This window comes from Burkholderia sp. Ed8 (genome assembly GCF_040761425.1).
GTDB lineage: Bacteria > Pseudomonadota > Gammaproteobacteria > Burkholderiales > Burkholderiaceae > Burkholderia > Burkholderia seminalis.
This window is the reverse complement of record NZ_CP142885.1, coordinates 1,051,833-1,070,751: the sequence shown is the minus strand read 5'-3', so window position 1 is coordinate 1,070,751 and position 18,919 is coordinate 1,051,833. Positions and strand designations below refer to the sequence as shown.

At 67.7% G+C, this 18,919-nt stretch carries 19 protein-coding genes; 8 read left to right on the top strand and 11 right to left on the bottom strand.

What is annotated here, in order from left to right:
- Positions 1–15: 15 nt before the first annotated feature.
- The 4 genes from VXM69_RS05060 to VXM69_RS05045 all read right to left on the bottom strand — a co-directional run bounded on the left by VXM69_RS05060 (position 16) and on the right by VXM69_RS05045 (position 4,056).
- A complete protein-coding gene (locus VXM69_RS05060; protein WP_059558527.1) occupies positions 16–813 on the bottom strand; it encodes an alpha/beta hydrolase in 798 nt (265 codons plus the stop codon).
- Between the two features lie 109 nt (positions 814–922).
- Positions 923–1,840 carry a LysR family transcriptional regulator gene (locus VXM69_RS05055; protein ID WP_021157347.1) on the bottom strand — a complete coding sequence of 306 codons (918 nt, stop codon included), beginning with the start codon at positions 1,838–1,840 and terminating at the stop codon, positions 923–925.
- 171 nt (positions 1,841–2,011) lie between these two features.
- Positions 2,012–2,257 (bottom strand): DUF3717 domain-containing protein, encoded by a 246-nt coding sequence (locus VXM69_RS05050; RefSeq protein WP_031399027.1) that lies wholly within the window; start codon positions 2,255–2,257, stop codon positions 2,012–2,014.
- A gap of 263 nt (positions 2,258–2,520) precedes the next feature.
- Positions 2,521–4,056, bottom strand: coding sequence for an amino acid permease (locus tag VXM69_RS05045; RefSeq protein WP_367189099.1), 1,536 nt, complete (start codon positions 4,054–4,056; stop codon positions 2,521–2,523).
- Positions 4,057–4,643: 587 nt separating this feature from the next.
- Between VXM69_RS05045 and VXM69_RS05040 the strand changes: the two genes are divergently transcribed.
- The 6 genes from VXM69_RS05040 to VXM69_RS05015 all read left to right on the top strand — a co-directional run bounded on the left by VXM69_RS05040 (position 4,644) and on the right by VXM69_RS05015 (position 11,473).
- Positions 4,644–6,176: a sensor domain-containing diguanylate cyclase gene (locus VXM69_RS05040; protein WP_059558532.1), complete on the top strand. Its 1,533-nt coding sequence runs from the start codon at positions 4,644–4,646 to the stop codon at positions 6,174–6,176.
- A 129-nt stretch (positions 6,177–6,305) separates the two neighbouring features.
- Positions 6,306–7,376 (top strand): FUSC family protein, encoded by a 1,071-nt coding sequence (locus VXM69_RS05035; RefSeq protein WP_124609035.1) that lies wholly within the window; start codon positions 6,306–6,308, stop codon positions 7,374–7,376.
- A 330-nt stretch (positions 7,377–7,706) separates the two neighbouring features.
- Positions 7,707–9,041 (top strand): argininosuccinate synthase, encoded by a 1,335-nt coding sequence (gene argG / locus VXM69_RS05030; protein WP_034185610.1) that lies wholly within the window; start codon positions 7,707–7,709, stop codon positions 9,039–9,041.
- Positions 9,042–9,255: 214 nt separating this feature from the next.
- Entirely contained in the window at positions 9,256–9,753 is a 498-nt protein-coding gene (locus tag VXM69_RS05025) for a shikimate kinase (RefSeq protein ID WP_367189098.1), read from the top strand.
- A 357-nt stretch (positions 9,754–10,110) separates the two neighbouring features.
- Positions 10,111–10,905, top strand: coding sequence for a polysaccharide lyase family 7 protein (locus VXM69_RS05020; protein WP_367189097.1), 795 nt, complete (start codon positions 10,111–10,113; stop codon positions 10,903–10,905).
- A gap of 22 nt (positions 10,906–10,927) precedes the next feature.
- Positions 10,928–11,473 carry a LysR substrate-binding domain-containing protein gene (locus tag VXM69_RS05015; RefSeq protein ID WP_124668780.1) on the top strand — a complete coding sequence of 182 codons (546 nt, stop codon included), beginning with the start codon at positions 10,928–10,930 and terminating at the stop codon, positions 11,471–11,473.
- 27 nt (positions 11,474–11,500) lie between these two features.
- On the opposite strand, the gene VXM69_RS05010 is transcribed toward VXM69_RS05015, so the two are convergent.
- The 3 genes from VXM69_RS05010 to VXM69_RS05000 form a co-directional block, all read right to left on the bottom strand.
- Positions 11,501–12,550 carry a LysR family transcriptional regulator gene (locus VXM69_RS05010; protein ID WP_080287694.1) on the bottom strand — a complete coding sequence of 350 codons (1,050 nt, stop codon included), beginning with the start codon at positions 12,548–12,550 and terminating at the stop codon, positions 11,501–11,503.
- A 99-nt stretch (positions 12,551–12,649) separates the two neighbouring features.
- Complete coding sequence (locus VXM69_RS05005; protein WP_034185607.1) at positions 12,650–13,069, bottom strand: ATP--cob(I)alamin adenosyltransferase; 420 nt, start codon at positions 13,067–13,069, stop codon at positions 12,650–12,652.
- A 124-nt stretch (positions 13,070–13,193) separates the two neighbouring features.
- Complete coding sequence (locus VXM69_RS05000; RefSeq protein WP_034185606.1) at positions 13,194–13,994, bottom strand: helix-turn-helix domain-containing protein; 801 nt, start codon at positions 13,992–13,994, stop codon at positions 13,194–13,196.
- Between the two features lie 169 nt (positions 13,995–14,163).
- Here VXM69_RS05000 and VXM69_RS04995 point away from each other — a divergent pair, with 169 nt between their 5' ends.
- Both VXM69_RS04995 and VXM69_RS04990 read left to right on the top strand, forming a co-directional pair.
- A complete protein-coding gene (locus VXM69_RS04995; RefSeq protein ID WP_049035527.1) occupies positions 14,164–14,790 on the top strand; it encodes a LysE family translocator in 627 nt (208 codons plus the stop codon).
- A 13-nt stretch (positions 14,791–14,803) separates the two neighbouring features.
- Complete coding sequence (locus VXM69_RS04990) at positions 14,804–15,556, top strand: bifunctional 2-polyprenyl-6-hydroxyphenol methylase/3-demethylubiquinol 3-O-methyltransferase UbiG (RefSeq protein WP_049035525.1); 753 nt, start codon at positions 14,804–14,806, stop codon at positions 15,554–15,556.
- Between the two features lie 20 nt (positions 15,557–15,576).
- On the opposite strand, the gene VXM69_RS04985 is transcribed toward VXM69_RS04990, so the two are convergent.
- The 4 genes from VXM69_RS04985 to VXM69_RS04970 all read right to left on the bottom strand — a co-directional run bounded on the left by VXM69_RS04985 (position 15,577) and on the right by VXM69_RS04970 (position 18,813).
- Positions 15,577–16,266, bottom strand: a complete 690-nt coding sequence (locus VXM69_RS04985; RefSeq protein WP_049035523.1) for a DUF2848 domain-containing protein — start codon at positions 16,264–16,266, stop codon at positions 15,577–15,579.
- 72 nt (positions 16,267–16,338) lie between these two features.
- Complete coding sequence (locus VXM69_RS04980; RefSeq protein WP_011356002.1) at positions 16,339–16,725, bottom strand: hypothetical protein; 387 nt, start codon at positions 16,723–16,725, stop codon at positions 16,339–16,341.
- A gap of 45 nt (positions 16,726–16,770) precedes the next feature.
- Positions 16,771–18,249: a 4-hydroxyphenylacetate 3-hydroxylase family protein gene (locus VXM69_RS04975; RefSeq protein ID WP_367189096.1), complete on the bottom strand. Its 1,479-nt coding sequence runs from the start codon at positions 18,247–18,249 to the stop codon at positions 16,771–16,773.
- Positions 18,250–18,285: 36 nt separating this feature from the next.
- A complete protein-coding gene (locus tag VXM69_RS04970) occupies positions 18,286–18,813 on the bottom strand; it encodes a flavin reductase family protein (RefSeq protein ID WP_226193648.1) in 528 nt (175 codons plus the stop codon).
- Positions 18,814–18,919: the final 106 nt, after the last annotated feature.

Here is an 18,919-nt window from a genome sequence, read left to right as displayed (position 1 = left end):
CGGGGGCGGGCGTGCTCAGGCGCCCGCGTCGCGCAGGAGCGTCGCGACGGCGGCCAGGACGTCGTCCGGCCGCTCGCGGTGCGGCATGTGCCCGCATCGAGCGAGCAACAGGAACGACGACGGCCCCGCGACGCGCGCGGCGATCCGCTTCGGATGCACGTCGGAGCCGTATTCGTCGTCCTCGCCGTGAATCGCGAGCGTCGCGCATCGCACGCGCGGCAGTTCGTCGTCGAGACGCCAGTCGCGAAACGCCGGCGACAGCCACGTGTCGACCCACGCGCGCAGCACCCATTCGGCCTTGTCGCCGTGATAGCGCGCGAGCCGGTCGAGTTGCCCCGGTTCGTCGAACTGCCGCGCCGCCTCGCGAATGCCGGCGAGCGTGCGATCCTCGACGAACGCCTGCGCGGCGACCGTCACGAGCGCACGGCAACGCTCCGGATGCGCGGCCGCACAGCCCACCGCCATCCCGCCGCCGACGCTGTGCCCGAACGCGACGAACGCATCGACACCCAGTTGCGCGAGCACCGCTGGGAACGCATGGTCGGCCTCGTCGCGCACGAATGTCGTGCCGAGCGCCCCCGGATGGCGATCCGAGCGGCCGAACCCGAGGCGGTCGTAGGCGATCACGTCGCGTTGCGTCGCGCGGGCGAGCTGCGCGGGGAAATCGCGCCACAGATCGACGCAGCCGAGCGAATCGTGCAGCAGCACGATCGGCGCGGACGCGTCGTGCGCCGCACGCGCACGCCAGCGTTTCGCGAAGAGACGCCCTTGCGGCGTCCCGACGGTCGTCTCCTCGGTCACGATATCGGTCATGGGTCGGTCGTCTGCGTGAAAGCGGCCGCACACCGGCGGCCGCATCGAATCGGGTCATGGTGGCCTGCCGGCGCGCACCGCGTCAAGCAAGCCCCTACCGCCCGCGCGCTCATTCGGGCTGCGGCGGCAGGTACTCCATCTGCGCTTCGTCGTACAGCCGGTAGATCAGTGCCTGCATCGCACGGATGTCCTCCGATTCGTCGAGCATCCGCATGCTCATGATGATCGGCGACACGAGGTTCGGATCGTCGAGCGGCTTGTAGCTGATGTCGTCGCGCTTCAGCCCGTACACGCTGTGCGGCACGACCGACACGCCCTCGCCCATCGCGACGAGGCCGAGCGCGATCTGCAGCTCGCGCGTCTCGTAGATCTTGCGCGGCTGCAAGGCGCGATCGTGGAAGGCCGCGAGCACCTGGTCCGCATAACTCGGGCGCGGCGCCTTCGGGAAGATGATCAGCGTGTCGTTCACGAGATCGTGCAGCGACAGCACGGGCTTCGCGCTGTCGAGCACATGGCCGACCGGCAGCGCGACGATCATCCGCTCCTCGCGCAGCACGACGCGCCGCACGCTCGGATCCTCGTGGCGGATGCGGCCGAACCCGACGTCGATGCGCCCTTCCTTCAGCGCCTTGATCTGGTCCATCGTCGACATCTCGTGCAGGCTCAGCTCGACCGCCGGATACTCGCTGCGAAAGCGCCGGATGATCTTCGGCAGCATCCCGTACAACGTCGAGCCGACGAAGCCGACCGACATGCTGCGCTCGATCTTGCCGACCCGCTTCGTCATCGATTCGAGCTCGGTCGTCTGCGCGAGCAACTGCACCGCGTGCGAATAGAAGAAGCGCCCCGCGTCGGTCAGCTTCAGCGGCCGCGCGTTGCGCTCGAACAGCGGCACGCCGAGCGCCTCCTCGAGCTGCTGGATCTGCCGGCTCAGCGGCGGCTGCGCGATGTGCAGCCGTTCCGCCGCCCGCGTGAAATTCCGCTCTTCGGCCACCGCGACGAAGTAGCGGAGATGTCTCAACTCCATGTTGATGTCTCCCGGACAGCCATCCGGCGCACACCCCGGCCGGACGATGTCGTCACGATACCGCAGGCGGCGCCCGCCGCCACGCGCCGCACCGCGCAAAGCAAAACGGGAAGCCCGCGGGCTTCCCGTCGTTTCATCGCGGTGGCATCGCGATGACGTCGCGACCGCGCATCACACCTCGGTCGCGTAGAGCGCGTCGCGCTGCGCGTCGCTCAGCGTGTCGAGCGGCACGTCCGGCAACCGATAGCAGATCATCGTGCCGTACAGCTCGGCGAGGCAGTTGCTGCCGGCGTCCAGCGCGTAGCCGTCCTCGCCGTCCGGCGCCGGCGGGTACACTTCGCGCCACGCGTTGATCGCGGCTTCGATTCGCACGATGGAAACGGGTCCGGCCTTCCGCTCGGCGGGTGATGCGCTCATGGATTCCTCTGGGTTGCGCGCTCCGCGGGCCAGGCGGCCCGGATGGAACGATGAAAACGCCGGGCATCTCGCCGGCCGCCGCGCGCCGCGCACGCCGGATGCCGATCCGCGCCGCGCGTGTCGCGCCGGCCGGGCCGTGGCCCGGTAGGGTCGGGCAATATAACCGGCTTTGACCCCGTGCAGGCGAAAGCCGGGCAAAAAAAACGGGAAGCACGCGGCTTCCCGTTTCAACGTCCGTCGCGCGGCCGCCTGCCGCGCCCGCGTCAGCCCGCGGTTTCGCGGTTCGCCACCGGCTGGCGCTGCGCGCCGCGGTTCGCGGCGATCCACGGCGCGATCTCCATGTCTTCGTAGCGCACGAAGCGGCTCTTCTTCAGGAACCGGTAGCCGAGCCACACGATGAGGAACAGCGGAATGCCGACGTAGGTCGCGGCGACGCCGGCCCAGTCGATCCGGTTCGCGAGGAACGCCTGGTAATCCTGGCCGAGCGCGATCACGAGGCACAGCACGAACGCGAACAGCGGGCCGAACGGGAACCACTTCGACTGGTACGGCAGCTGGTCGAGCACATAACCCTGCTTCACGTAGCCCTTGCGGAAGCGGTAATGGCTGACCGCGATGCCGAGCCACGCGATGAAGCCCGTCATCCCCGACGTGTTCAGGAGCCACAGGTACACGGTCTTGTCGCCGTACAGCGACGTGAAGAAACACAGCGCGCCGACGGCGGTCGTCGCATACAGCGCGTTGCGCGGCACGCCGCCCCGCGACAGCTTCGCGAAGACCCTCGGCGCGCGGCCTTCGGTCGCGAGGGTGTAGAGCATGCGCGTCGACGCGTACATGCCCGAGTTGCCGGCCGACAGCACGGCCGTCAGGATCACCGCGTTCATCACGCCGGCCGCGAACGCGAGGCCCGCGTGGCGGAACACGAGCGTAAACGGGCTCACGCCGATGTCGGTCACGTCCGTCTTCAGCAGGTTCGGGTCGGTGTAGGGAATCAGCACGCCGATCACGAAGATCGCGAACACGTAGAACAGCAGGATCCGCCAGAACACCTGGCGCACCGCGCGCGGGATCGTCGTGCGCGGGTTCTCCGATTCGCCGGCCGCGACGCCGATCAGCTCGGTGCCCTGGAACGAGAAGCCCGCGATCATCGCGACGCCCATCAACGCCGGCAGCCCGCCCGCGAACGGCGCGTCGCCGATCGTCAGATTGCCCCAGCCGTTGCCCGGCGCGCCCTTCAGAATGCCGAAGATCATCAGCAGCCCGACGCCGATGAACGCGACCACGGTGACGACCTTGATCAGCGCGAACCAGTATTCGGCTTCGCCGAAACCGCGCACAGTGAGCGCGTTGAGCAGGAACATCACGCCGAGGAAGGCCGCGCTCCACCACACGCCCGGCACGTCCGGAAACCAGTAGTGCATCACGAGCTGCGCGGCGACGAGTTCGACCGCGATCGTCACGGCCCAGTTGTACCAGTAGTTCCAGCCGAGCGCGAAGCCGAAGCCTTCGTCCACGTATTTCGCGCCGTAGGTCGCGAACGAACCCGACACCGGCATGAACGCGGCCATCTCGCCGAGGCTCGTCATCAGGAAGTACACCATCAGGCCGATCAGCATGTACGCGACCATCGCGCCGCCGGGGCCGGCCTGCGAGATCGACGCGCCGGACGCGACGAACAGGCCCGTGCCGATCGAGCCGCCGATGGCGATCATCGTCAGGTGGCGCGCCTTCAGCGCGCGATGAAGCTTGGGTGGGTTCGCGGACGAACCGGGTGGGTCGGAATTCGGAATTGCGGACATAAACGAGACGAACGTTGAGCGGGCCGGCATCCGTAGCCGGCGCATGCGGAACCGGAGCGCGGTGCGCGTCCGGCGATGCATTCGATGCGGCCCCGATACGCGTTGCGCGGCGGGCGCCTGCGGCGAAGCGCGGATTCTACCTGATTCGCCAACGGGACCGGTCGGCCCGGCACGCTTGCCAGCGCGGGGAGATGTCGCGCCGTCGGGGCGTTGGCTGCGTCGGCGCGGTCGCAACCGCATGCCGCCCCAAAAACCCACGCGTTACTCGTGGTTATCCGGTTTTTCATTCCGGCCCGAAAGCAGCCAATCCTGTCGCGATCCGCCAAATACCGCGCCGACGCGCAAAATCGACACTTCTTCACTCCATTAATCAGACAAAATGACCTGGTCTGATAATTGATTCAAATCAACCTGCCCGCGCGCGATGCGGTAATGGCGCGTAACGGTTTCGAATCGCCGTTTCCGCATGCATGTTTTGCATGCGCACGCGAAAATCATGATTTCGCGAGATAATGCGGATTAATTCGAAATAATCCGCGCGCGGAACCGCCAGTCACGCGAATATCCGCCGCCCGCCACGCCCGAGGATGAAGTCACTCCCGCTGCCCGCCACGCTGCGCCGCCACACCGCGTCGATCGTGGCACGCGTTCTGTCGCCCCGCGGCGTGCTCGTTGCGGGCATCTTGCTGCTGATGTTCAGTTGGGGACTTTCCACGTCGCTATTAATCGAGGCAAGGCGCGACGCGTATGACCATGCGGTCGAAAATGCGCGCAACCTGATGCTGCTGATCGAGCGCGATATCGCGCGCAATATCGAACTCTACGATTTGTCGCTGCAAAACGTCGTCGACGGCGTCACCGATCCCGAGCTGATGACATTGCCGCCGCGCCAGCGCCACCGGCTGCTGTTCGACCGCGCGGCAACCGGCGAGTATCTCGGCTCGATTTTCGTGATGGATCCGCACGGCAATATCATGATCGATTCGAGTGCGTCGCCTGCCCGGCAAGGCAATTTCGCCGACCGCGACTATTTCGCCGTGCATCGCGACGGCCTCGCCCGCGGCCTCTACATCAGCCGCCCGTACGCTTCCCGGCTGCGCGGCGGCGCACTGACGATCGCGCTCAGCCGCCGGATCACCCTGCCCGACGGCAGTTTCGGCGGCATCGTCGTCGGCACGCTCAGCATCGACTACTTCCGCGCGCTGCTCGACGGCCTCGCGGTCGGCCGGCACGGCAGCGCGGCGATCGTCGAGGACAACGGCACGCTCGTATCGCGCCTGCCGTACGACACCCGCGTGGTCGGCCTCGACTTGCACGACTCGCCGCTGTTCATCGAGTCGCAGCGCAGCCGCATCGGCGAGCTGACCGGCATCGGCGCGATCGACGGCGTCCGGCGCATCTACGTCTACAAGCATCTCGCCGGCCTGCCGCTGATCGTCGACGTCGCACCGGCCGAGCTCGACATCTACGCGTCGTGGCACTACCGCGCGGTCTGGACCGTCGTGCTGATGTGCCTGTTCACCGGATTCATCGCGTGGGGATCGCTCGCGCTGTCGCGCGAACTGAAGCGCCGGCAGGTCGCCGAATCGAAGCTGTACCGGCTCGCGCACACCGATTCGCTGACGGGCCTCGACAACCGCGGCACGTTCGACACGGTGCTCGCGAAAGAAGCGCAGCGCGCGGCACGCAACGGCCGGCCGCTGTCCGTGCTGTTCGTCGACGTCGATCACTTCAAGGCATTCAACGACTACTACGGCCACCCGGCCGGCGACGACGTGCTGCGCCGCGTCGCGCAATCCGCGTCGGGCTGCCTGCGCCGCAACAGCGACCATGTCGCGCGCTACGGCGGCGAGGAATTCGTCGTCACGCTGCCCGACACCGACGCGCAAGGCGCGGCCACCGTCGCCGAAGCCATCCGGTACGCGATCGCGGAGCTCGGCATCGAGCACGTGAAGAGCCCGTACGGGCGCGTCACGGCCAGCATCGGCACCGCGACCACCGCCGACGGCCGGATGAACGCCGCGACGCTGCTGCGTCGCGCCGACGAAGCGCTGTACCGCGCGAAGTCCGGCGGCCGCAACCGCGTGCTGGAAGCGCTGCCGACTCCGGCCGACGCGTGACGTCGCGTGCCGCCCGGCCGCGCCGTGGACAGCCCGCGCGCGTTCGGTTAGCGTGACGTCTGCTGCGCCAGCGGCGTCGCGCCTGCCCGCGCACGCCGCCGTGCGCGTTCCGGCCACCTCCGTTTCGTCATGACCACCCCGCTCCCTACCCGACTGCCGCCCCTGCTGCGCAATGCGCTCCGCCCGCTGCTCGACCCGTATCGCCGCTACCGGCACGCGAAGCTGATCCATGCGGCGCGCGTCGCGCTCGCGATTCTCGTGTCGATCGCGCTGTCCACCGGCCTGAACGTGCCGCACGGCGAGTGGTCGACGATCACCGTGCTGATCGTCGTCGGCGGGCTGCAGCATCACGGCAACATCCGCAAGAAAGCGGCCGAGCGCGCGCTCGGCACGTCGATCGGCGCGCTCGCGGGGCTCGGGCTGATCGTGCTGTATTCCGTCTTGCATGCGCCCGTCGCGATCTACCTGCTGATGGCCGTCGCATGCGGCATCTGCGCGTATCACGCGATCGGCAAGGCCGGCTACATCGCGCTGCTGTCGGCGATCACGATGGTGATCGTCGCCGGGCACGGCGACAACGAGATCGTCGACGGCCTGTGGCGCGCGGTGAACGTGCTGACCGGCATCGCGATCGCGCTGGCGTTCTCGTTCGCGCTGCCGCTCTACGCCACCTATTCGTGGCGCTACAAGCTCGCCGACGCGCTGCGCGCGTGCGCGGCCGTGCATGCCCGGCTCGCGGGCGACCGCCCGGTCAGCGACGACGCGCACCTGAAGGAAATGGCCGCGCTGAGCGCGCTGCTCGTGCAGCTGCGTTCGCTGATGCCGTCGGTGTCGAAGGAATGCGAGACGTCGATGGCGCAGCTCGAGGCGATCCAGCGCAGCCTGCGCCTGTGCATCGGCTACCTGGAGATCCTGTCGAGCGCGGTGCCGGCCCGCGACGACGTGGCGGCCCGCGAATACATGCGCGCCGAGATGAAGGCCGTGAACCGGCGCATCCGCGACACGCTGGTCGGCGCCAGCCGCGCGCTCAAGTTCGGCACGCCGAGCCGGCTTGCGCCGCGCCGCCGGCCGGCCGACCCGCCGCACGACGTGCCGCCGCCGCAGCTGTCCGGCTATGTGTCGATCACGGCCAAGCTGGCCGGCGAAGTCGACCAGTTGCGCGAGAAGCTGCTGGATACCGCGCAGTCGTGGAATATCTGAGGTTCCAGGCGGATTCCGGGTGTCGGGCGGCAGTCTTTCATAATCCTTTCGGAATAATCGACCGGCATTTCCATAACGGCTGCCGCATGTTTCGGTCGATCCGGCCCCGCAAATCGGCCCCGCGACCGGACCCGGCACCGGCGGTTTCAGCCGCGATTTCGCGCCTTTCGGCCTCGCGTTCTCCGTCCGGTTAACCGGCCGTCCGGCCCGCCCGACGGGCCGGACGACGATTCCGCACGAAAATCAGCCCTTGCCCCAACTTCCCGGACAGCCGATACTCGCATATTCCGCGAAATACGATCCCACCGGCTTCAATCCACGGTAATTCCTATGAGCACGATTCTCGAAAGCCTCCCGACCGGCCAGAAGGTCGGTATCGCCTTCTCCGGCGGCCTGGACACCAGCGCTGCGCTGCACTGGATGAAACTGAAGGGCGCCGTCCCGTACGCATACACGGCGAACCTCGGCCAGCCCGACGAAGACGATTACGACGCGATCCCGAAACGCGCGATCGAATACGGCGCAGCCGGCGCCCGCCTGATCGACTGCCGTGCGCAGCTCGTCGCCGAAGGCATCGCGGCGCTGCAAAGCGGCGCGTTCCACATCACGACGGCCGGCGTCACGTACTTCAACACGACGCCGATCGGCCGCGCCGTGACGGGCACGATGCTCGTCGCCGCGATGAAGGAAGACGGCGTCAACATCTGGGGCGACGGCAGCACGTACAAGGGCAACGACATCGAGCGCTTCTACCGCTACGGCCTGCTCGTGAACCCGGATCTGAAGATCTACAAGCCGTGGCTCGACCAGACCTTCATCGACGAGCTCGGCGGCCGTGCCGAAATGTCCGAGTTCATGAACCAGGCGGGTTTCGCGTACAAGATGTCGGCCGAGAAGGCGTATTCGACCGACTCGAACCTGCTCGGCGCGACGCACGAAGCGAAGGATCTGGAAAGCCTCGAAAGCGGCATCAAGATCGTGAACCCGATCATGGGCGTCGCGTTCTGGCGCGACGACGTGAAGATCGCCGCGGAAGAAGTGACGGTGCGCTTCGAAGCCGGCCAGCCGGTCGCGCTGAACGGCGTCGAGTTCAAGGATCAGGTCGAGCTGCTGCTGGAAGCGAACCGCATCGGCGGCCGCCACGGCCTCGGCATGAGCGACCAGATCGAGAACCGGATCATCGAGGCGAAGAGCCGCGGCATCTACGAAGCCCCGGGCCTCGCGCTGCTGTACATCGCGTACGAGCGCCTCGTTACCGGCATCCACAACGAAGACACGATCGAGCAGTACCGCGAGAACGGCCGCCGCCTCGGCCGCCTGCTGTACCAGGGCCGCTGGTTCGACCCGCAGGCGATCATGCTGCGCGAAACCGCGCAACGCTGGGTCGCACGCGCGATCACCGGCGAAGTGAAGATCGAACTGCGCCGCGGCAACGACTACTCGATCCTGAGCACGAAGTCGCCGAACCTCACGTACCAGCCGGAACGCCTGTCGATGGAAAAGGTTGCATCGACGTTCTCGCCGCGCGACCGGATCGGCCAGCTGACGATGCGCAACCTCGACATCACCGATACGCGCGACAAGCTGCGCGTGTATGCGCAAGTCGGCCTGCTGACGCCGGGCGAAGCGTCGGCACTGCCGCAGATCAAGGGCGACGACAAGTAAGCCGTCTCGCTCGACGCCGTGCCGCATCGCTGCATGCGGCACGGTCGGGCAGGCTGCATGTGCGACGCCTCGTCGCGCACGCAGCCTGCCGCCTCCCCTTCCTGCCTGCCCGCCTTCCCTCTCTTTTTACATCGCGCCGCGCGACGCCCTCACGGCACTGCACCGCCACGTTCGTCATGGCAAGCTGCGAGTCGTCCGATTCCTGCCTCGATCCATGACCGCCCTTACCGTCATCCATCTGAACGGCCCGATCAACAGCGGCAAGACGACGATCGGCCTCGCGCTCGCACGCGTGCTGCCCGATGCGTGCTTCATCGACGGCGACGATCACGATGCGCCCGACGACGCGCCGTTGGACGTGCAGTGGGCACTCGCGCTCGAACGTCTCGTCGCGCAGATCGCGGCCGCGCGCGAACGCCATCTGGTCATCGCCTATCCGATCGACGAAGCGGAACACGCGCGGCTGCGCGCCGCCTGCGACGCGCGTGATGCAAGGTTGTTCGTCGTCACGCTAGCACCGCCCGAAGCGATCGCGGCGTCGAATCGCGGCACGCGCGCGCTGACGGACTGGGAGCGCAGCCGGATCGCCGAGATGTATCGCGAAGGCTATGCGTCGCGGCCGTTCAGCCAGATGGTGCTGGACACGGCCGGTACGACGCCCGATGCATGTGCGGCGCGCATCGCGCGGCACGTCGCTACCGTGGCGTCGTAACGCCCATGCCAGCACGCACGCCGCGGTACCGAAACCCGAATGATGCTCGCCGCGGCTCGACGCCATGTGGCGTTGCCATACCCGGATAGGAAAACGTTTACTCTTCCAAGGCTTCTTGCTAGCATCGTTCCCGATCGGCCGCCAAGTGCCATCCGGAAAGCCGATCGCAAGCCTCGTGAAATATCAGCATTCCCCGCTTTGCAGTTTCTGCAGTCGCTTTCGAACCGCACCTGCTTTCTGTGTTTTGGCGTGCTTTCTACAGGCTGTCGACCGCCTTCCCGGCGATCTCATGCCAAAAAAGGAAAACGTTATCCACGACGTGGCACCCAGCCACGGACCATCAGAGAGAGAGACATCATGAAGAACCGGATCATCCCGTGCGTCGCCGCCGTGCTGTCCGTTGCGTTCCTTTCCGCCTGCGGCGGTGACGACCCGGCCAGCCCGGCCGCCGCCGCGCGCCAGCAGGCCACCGTCATGGCGCTCAGTCCGTCGAATCCGCCCGGCTCGAACTTCAACCTCGCACCGTTCACGCTGCAGTTGCCGACCGGCGCGCCCGGCAAGGTCGATACCGTGAGCGGTTCGTCGCTCGCGGGCGGCTACGTGAACCCGACGTATTTCTATACGGACGGCAGCGACGGCTCGATGGTGATGATGGACCCGACGCAGGGCTGGACGACGTCCGGCTCGCTGCATCCGCGCACTGAGCTGCGCGAGAACGCGATCTGGCCGACCTCCGGCACCAACCGGCTGAACGCGACAGTGACCGTCATGCAGGTGCCCGATCACACGACGATCGGCCAGATCTTCCAGGGCACCGGCCCGAGCAAGCCGCTGTGCGAGCTGCAGTTCACGTCCGGCGGGGTCGTCCAGTTGCTGCTCGAAAGCACCAACCAGGGCGGCAAGTCGACGACCACGCCGATCACGACGGTCGGCGTCGGCAAGAAGTTCAGTTATGCGCTGAGCCTGAGCGGCACGACGATCACCGTCACCGCGAACGGCACGACCAGGACCTTCACGATGGATTCGAGCTTCGACGGCGAAGGCTTCTACTTCAAGGCCGGCGACTACGACCAGACGGCGGTGTCCGGTACGCCGCTGACGACGCCCGGCACCGTCGTGAAGTTCCATGCGTTGACGCTCACGCACAGCTGAAGCCGGTCGCGCGTCACGACGCATGAAGCCGGACGGGTACGCGATGCGCACCCGTCCGCCGTTTCGGCGCACCTCGCGCTTACGAGTGGTGCCGCTCACTGACGACTCATTCGACGTATGCATCCGCTTCGGCGAGCCGCCCGACACGCGCGTCGTCGCGCGACGGCTCGCATCGAACCGCCGGCTTCTGTGCGCATCTCGCGCGGCACGACCTCACGCGGCACACCTGCATCGGCATCCGGCAAGGCGACGAAGAGTACGGCGCCTGACGAACGGACACGGCTCGACACGCCACACGGAAGCCGTTCGGATCAACGGCAACCGGACGACGAACGACGGCAAGATCGCGGTGAAGTGGGCGCTCGACGGACACGGAATTCTGATGCACGCGGAACGGGACCTGCGCGACTACCTCGCGGACGGGCGTCTCGCCGTCGTGCTGCCCGATCACGAAATGCCGAGCGCCGATGTCTACGCAGTGTATGCGCAGCGTCACCAGACGTCCGCGCGGATTCGCGCGTTCGTGGATTTTCTGGCGGAAGCGCTGGGGCGGTCGAGAGGCGGATAACGCGCCGGAAGCCGATCCGCCGGCCACTCAGCTCGCGGCGACCAGCGCGACGTGTTCAAGATCGATGCCGGTCGTTGCCGGCGCCGCGCGCACGCTGCTCGCAACAGGCTCACGCGTCACAGCTGCCTCTCGCGCCCGCCACCCTGCCGCCCCCGCCGCCGCCAGCCCTTCATGCTCGTGCGCGGCCTGCACGAAACGCTCGGCGATCCAGTCGACGAACGCGCGCACGCCGGGCGACACATGCGGGCGCTTCACGTAGACCGCCGACACGGCGGCCGGCTCGGGTTGCCAGCACGGCAGCACTTCCCGCAGCCGGCCCGCGTCGATCAGCGGCTGCGCGGCGATGCGCGTCGGCTGGATCAGCCCGAGGCCGTGCACGCCGCAGGCCAGGTACGCCTGCTCGTCGTCCACGCTGACGATGCTGTCGAGCCGGACCTTGCGCACGCCGTCGTCCGCGACGAAATCGAGTTCGGCCGAGCGCTGGCCGGGTACCCGCGCACCGCTGACCGCGCGGTGCGCCGTGAGCGCGTCGAGCGTGCGCGGAACGCCGAAGCGGTCGAGATACGCCGGGCTCGCGCACGTCACGCGTTCGAGCGTGCCGAGCCGGCGCGCGACGAGCGACGAATCGGGCAGCGCGCCCAGCCGGATGCCGCAGTCGACCGTGTCGGCGTCGCGATCGCCCGCGCGCCCGGCCACGCCCAGCATCAGCACGAGATCGGGATGCCGGGCGTGAAACGCGTCGAGCGCCGGCAGCACGATCGCACCGGCCACCGACGCCGGCACCTCGACGCGCAGCGGCCCGCCCGGATGCCGCGCGGCGCCGCGCATGCTGGCTTCGAGCTCGTCGACGTCCGCCGTGATGCTCACGCAGCGCCGGTAATACGCGTCGCCTTCGGACGTCGTCCGCAGCGCGCGCGTCGTGCGCACCAGCAGCGGCGTGCCGAGCGCCGCCTCGAGCTCCTGCACGGTCCGCGTCGCGGTAGCGCGCGAAATGCCGAGCGCCTGCGCCGCGCGTGTAAAGCTGTTCATTTCGACGATGCGCGTGAAGATGCGCATCGCGCGGATCGGATTGTCCACCGGTCACCCCTGCGTGGTTGCGACAGGCCGCGGCGCGCGTGCGCGCACCGTACACGGTTGTCGATGTCGACGAAAGCCGCGCGCCGCGCGGCGGCCGGGTCAGGCGTTCGCCGCGGCGATGCGGCGCGCGGGTTCGGCGAGCAGCCGTTGCGCGAGCGCCAGCGCGTCTTCGCGGCTCGCCGCCGCGTTCAGCGGATAGCCCCAGACCTTCTCGAACGTGCCCGAGAATGCATCGAGCGCGGCACGCCGGGCCGCATCGGGCTCGATCGCGATCATCGCCGGGATCCATTCGCGCGACTGCGCACGGTTGGCCTTGCTCCACTTCGCGAGCTGCTTGCGCATCTCGTGGTCGGTATCGCCGCGATCGTCGCCGGACGGCGCGTCGTCGGTCAGAAGAACGAAGCGTTCGCCGCGCGCCAGCAACGCGTCGAGCTCGGCGATCAACCGGGCCGGTTCGAAGTGCGTCGAACCGCGGTAACGCAGCCAGACGAACGGGAATTCAGTCGTGGTGATTTGCATGTCAACCTCCAGATGAGAACGATTCTCATTTTATGGATCGAGGCCAAACGCGTCATTTCTCATCCCGGCCAACTGCTTTTTCAATCTGGCCAAACCTGCGCATCCGCGGGCGCGGCCGGCGCGTTCAGCGTTGCCGGTCGGTCAGGAATTGCGTCGGCGACTTGCCGGTCGCCTTGCGGAACATCGTCACGAAACTGCTCGCGCTCTCGTAGCCGAGGTCGATCGCGATCTGGTGCACGCGGCGGCCGGTCGTCAGCATCCGCAGCGACAGCGCGACGTGCAGCCGCCGGCGCCAGTCGCCGAGGCTCATCCCGAGCTCCTTCGTCGCGAGCCGTGTGAGGCTGCGCTCGCTGATGCCCGCGCGCCGTGCGAGTTCGGCCAGCGGCGACTTGTCGGCCGGATCGTCGAGCAGATGGTCGATCAGCTTGCGCAGCCGGCGGTCGGTCGGCATCGGCAGGTACAGGTCCTCGACCGGCGCCGCGACGAGTTCGTCGAGCAGCGTCGCCATCAGCCGCCCCTGCGGCCCGTCGACGTCGTACAGGTTCGGAAAGCTCGCGGCCTTCAGCAGCAGTTCGCGCAGCAGCGGCGACACGGACAGCGTGCAGCAGCGCGCGGGCAGGTCGAGCGCGGCGTCGGGTTCGACCAGCACCGCGTAGAAGGTCGCGCCGGCCGAGCCGCGCGCCGCGTGCGGAACATCGCCGGGAATCCACACCGTGCATTGCGGGGGCGCGCTCCACACGCCGCCGTCGATCTCGCAATAGACGACGCCGCTCAGCGTGTAGAGCAGCTGCGCCTGGCGATGGCTGTGCCGCTCCAGCCGCCATTCGGGCTCGACGACCGAGCCGCCGAACACGACGAGCGGACGCGGCACGTGATAGACGTCGGCGTCCGCGGCGGGATGGGTGGTCGGTGGAAGCTCGCGCATGAAACGATAGGCGGTGGAAGAAGCCGGACGCCGTGCCGCACGTCGTTTCGTGCTTATACCAGAAAGGCGCCGGCACGGCCGGGCCGTTCAAGCGCGCGTCAGCGGCCGCCCGCCGAACCGAATACAATGCCCCGATCCCCCGCCGCTGCGCCAACCTGCCGGAGCCGCCATGTTCGACCTGACCACGCTGAGCACTTTCACCGCCGTCGTCCTGGGCCTGTTCCTGATCCCCGGCCCGGCCGTGCTGCTCGTGCTGAGCCGCACCGTGCAGGGCGGGCGCAAGACCGGCATCCTGACCGGCCTCGGCGTCGCGAGCGGCGACTTCGTGCATACGCTGTTCGCGGCCGTCGGGTTGTCCGCGCTGCTGATGACGTCGGCGCTCGCATTCAACGTCGTGAAGCTGGTCGGCGCCGCGTACCTGCTCTATCTCGGCGCGCGTGCGCTGCTGGAAAAACCGTCGGATCCGTCGCTGCCGCAGGTGGCGCCCGTCACGCCGCTCGTCGCGTACCTGCAGGCCATTCCCGCCGAAGTGCTGAATCCGAAGACCGCGCTGTTCTTCCTCGCGTTCATGCCGCAGTTCGTGCACCCGGAGCGCGGCTCGACGTTCGTGCAGTTCGCGGTGCTCGGGCTGATCTTCGTCGTGCTCAGCTCGCTCTATACGACGCTGATCGCGTGCTCGATCCGCCCGCTCGGCCGCGTCATGAAGCGGCTCACGTGGCTCACGCGCTGGCAGGGGAAGATCATCGGGTCGATCTTCATCGCGCTCGGGCTGCGCGTGGCCGTGCAGCAGCGCTGATAAGCACGGCCGCATGACGCCTGCCGACGCGGACCGCCTCTACATCGACCCGCGCCTCGTCGCGGTCTACGACCTGTTCAACGCGGGCGATCGCGACTTCGTGTTCTATGCAGCCGTGATCGGCCCCGCGCCGCAGCGCATCCTCGATCTCGGATGCGGCACCGGCACGTTCGCACGCCGGCTCGCGTCGGCCGGGCACGAGGTCGTCGCGATCGATCCGGCGCCGGCAATGATCGATTACGCACGACGCCAGCCGCGCGCCGACACCGTGCGCTGGCACGCATGCGAACTCGGCAGCCTGCCGCCCGCCGCACCGTTCGATGCGGTCGTGATGACCGGGCATGCGTTCCAGTGCCTGCTGTCCGATGATGAAATCGACGCGACGCTGCGCGGCGTGCGACGCGTGCTCGCCAACGGCGGCCGCTTCCTGTTCGACACCCGCAACCCGCACGTCGCACCGTGGCGCGCGTGGACGCCCGCGCGTTCGGCATGCAGCGTCGAATCGCGCGACTTCGGCCGCGTCGATCTCCATCACGCGGTGCGTGCGGTCGACGACGCGATCGTGACGTTCGACACGCACTACCGCTTCCGCCGCGACGACACGGTGCTGACGAACACGAGCCGGCTGCGTTTCATCGCGCAGCCCGCCCTGCAGGCGCGCGTGTCGGCAGCCGGTTTCGCATCGGCCGAGTGGTGCGGCGACTGGCAACGCGCGCCTTTCGACGAAACGATCAGCGCGGAGATCATCGCGATCTGCCGCGCATGAGCGCGCGTGTGCCGGTGGCGTCAGCCCGCGACCGGTAGCGTGTCCACCGCATACGCATGCCGGATCGTGCGGCCCAGCACCGGATCCTCCAGCTCGATCTCGAACCGCTCGGCCGGCCGGATGCCGCCGATCGCGGCCAGCGTTCCGCACAGCATCGCGGTGCCGTTCTCGAAACGGCCGCCGTGGCGCGCGAACTGCGCGAGCAGATCGTCCGGCGCGCGCATCGCCGTCACCTGGCCTTCCTGATACAGCACGCGCTCGCCGTCGATCGTCGCGTACGCGCGCAGCACGAGCTGATCCCAGTGACCGGCCACGTCGTCGAACTTCCACAGCGTGCTCGCGCACGGCTTGCCGCACATCTGCTTCGACACGGTGATCCCGTATGTCTCGACTTCGCGGTCGGTGTGGTCGGATGCGATGCCGACGAAGGTCTCGCCGCCGGCGCGCACCAGCACGAATTCCGCTTCGCCGCTGCTCTGCCCGCCCGATACCTGGATCGCGGGCGACGGGTCGAGGCGGTCGGCCGCAACGCGGTAGAAAACCGGCGTCGCCGCCGGGCGCCTGACGCCGAGCGCCTCCAGCTCGCGGATGTGCCGCTCCATGGCCGCCGTGTCACGGCCGGTCCAGCCCGCGATCACGAGCGTGTCGATCGCGATCGCGCGCTCGGTGCGGCCGTCGCGACCGTCGATCGCGAACGTAATGGTTTTCATCGAATGCTCCTTGTGGCGGGGCGCGCACGCGTCGCGCGGCGCCGCTCGCCGTGTGTCGTCGACCGGCCGCGCTCAGGCCGGGTCGTAGTAGTGGATCTCGAGCAGCACGCAGCCGCCGTTCGACTTGAACGGGCCGTGCCATGCGCCGGGCGGCCGCACCGCATACGTGTAGCCCTTGAACGGCGTGCCGCCGTTGCCGTGCTCGTCGTTGCCGACGGTCAGGTCGCCCTCGACCAGGAACACCTCTTCCCAGTAGTCGTGCACGAACGGCTTCTTCGTATGCAGCCCCGCCGGCAGGCGCAGCAGGCGCGTGCGGCTGCCGCGCTTGCGCTCGGTATCGAGCGCGCCGGACAGAATCAGCTCCTGTGCGCCGGATGCCGGGTCATACCCTTCCGGCAGCCGCCAGTCGCGCTGCATGTCCAGCGTATGGAATTCGTCGTGAAGCTTGTTGATGGCCATCTGTCTCTCCTGAATGCGATAGCGGGTGAAGTCGGGCACGACGCGTCAAGCGGCGTGCGGCGTCGACCGTTCCTGGTTCAGCGAATAGCTGCCGAGCATCGAATCGACGAGATGCGACGCGCGCTGCCAGTCGTACGTGCGGTATGCGTGGCCCTTCGTGACGAACGACGCGCCGGCGTAGAACAGCTCGTACTGGTTGTGGCGCGACGCGAATTCGGAGCCGACCGCGTCCCATGCGAGCTTGAAGAACTTCACGCGCTCCTCGGACGAACACACCGGCGACTTCTGCGTCTTCTCGATGATGCGCAGCAGGTCGGGGTTCTCGAAATCGCGCACGCTGGACGGCAGCATGATCATTCCGCCGCCCGCGAGCTCGCGCAGCGTGTTGAGCACCTTCGAATACAGCTGCTGCGTGACGACCTGCGAGCCGTACAGCATGTTGCGGTCGGGCACGTAGAAGCCGTTGACGACCGTGCCCTTCGCTTCCATCCCGTAGACCCACGCCTCGACCATCGACGCTTCGGCCGCGAGCTGGCCCAGCGTCTCGCGTACCTGCGGGAACGTGTTCGTGCCGTTGACCTCGGAAATCTTCAGGCCGAGCCCGACGAGAAAGCGCAGCTTCGTCATCAGGCGCACCTGGCACTGATAGTTCTGGTACACGTGCGCGGGCGTCGCATGAAACTGCTTCGCGCACATCGCCGTGTTGCCGGCGACGAAGATCCGTTCCCACGGCACCTTCACGTCGTCGAAGTACAGCACCGCGTCGTTCTCGTCGAAGCGGCTGGACAGCGGGTTGTCGAACACCGACGTCGCGTGCTCCTCGTACGACTTGCGCGACAGGATCTTCATACCCTTCGCGTTCATCGGCACCGCGAACGACAGCGCGTACATCTCGTCGCCTTCGCGCAGCGGCTGGATGCAGCTGCAGAACACCTCGTTCGCCATGATCCCGCTCGTCGCGAGCATCTTCGCGCCGCGCACCGTGATGCCTTCGGCATCCTGATCGACGATGCCGACCGCGAGGTACTTGTCCTCCTGCTCGTGTGCGGCCTTCGACTGGTTCGCCTGCGGATTCACGATCACGTAGGTCAGGAACAGGTCGTTGTCGCGTGCATAACGGTAGTAGTCGCGCAGCGCGCCGGCGCGCGCCGGGTCGTATTGTTCGAACACGTCGGCGCCCATATACATGCCGGAAAGACACGACGCGACGTGGTCGGGCGAGCGGCCCATGAAGCCGTAATGCAGCTCCGACCACGCTTCCAGCGCGGCACGGCGCTCGACGAGTTCGTCATAGGACGTCGGCAGCTGCCAGATCCGGCTCACGCGGTTGCCCGTGCCGGGCGACACGAACGTCATCTTCTCGACGTTCTCGTCGCGCGCCTGGTGGTCGTACAGGCTCGCGTAGCTGCGAATCGAATTGCGGAATGCCGCATGCGCGGTCACGTCGCCGGCCGGCTGGCCGTTCAGGTAGACCTGCCGCCCGTCGCGCAGCGACGCGATGTGCTGAGTCCCGTTCTTGATCATGATGTCCTCCTGGGTGGAATGAATCGTGGGTTGCGTTCACACGGACGGCGCATGCGCGCCGTCGAGCGCGCGGTAGCGACCGCCAAAGAAGATCAGCGGGCGCCCTTCCGAGCGCGCGCGGTGCCGCGTCACGCGGCCGACGAAGATCACGTGGTCGCCGCCGTCGTATTGCGCATAGGGCTCGCATTCGAACGTCGCGAGTGCGTCGGGCAGCAGCACCGCGCCGTCGGCGGGCGCCGCGCCGGCGCGCCAGCCCCACTTGTCGCCGTTCGCCTTCGCGAAACAGTTCGACAGGTGCTGCTGCGTCTCGTCGAGCACGTTGACCGCGTAGCCGTCCGCGCCGGCCAGGTCGCCGAGGCTCAGGCTGCGGCGGTCGACCGAGAACAGGATCAGCGGCGGATCCAGCGACACCGAATTGAATGACGCGACCGTGATGCCGACCGGCATCCCCTCTTTGCGCGGGGCGGTAATCACCGCGACGCCCGTCGCGAACATCGACAACGCGGTACGAAAGCGTCGCTGCTCGTCGGCGCCCGCGCCGGTTCCGGCATGGTTCTCGCTCATCTCGTTCTCCTGGGGTTGCATCGCCGGATTCCGCGGCGGAATCCGACCAACGAATCACTTCAATTTAGCTTTGTGATTTAGCTTTTATTGAATGTAAACACAAAAG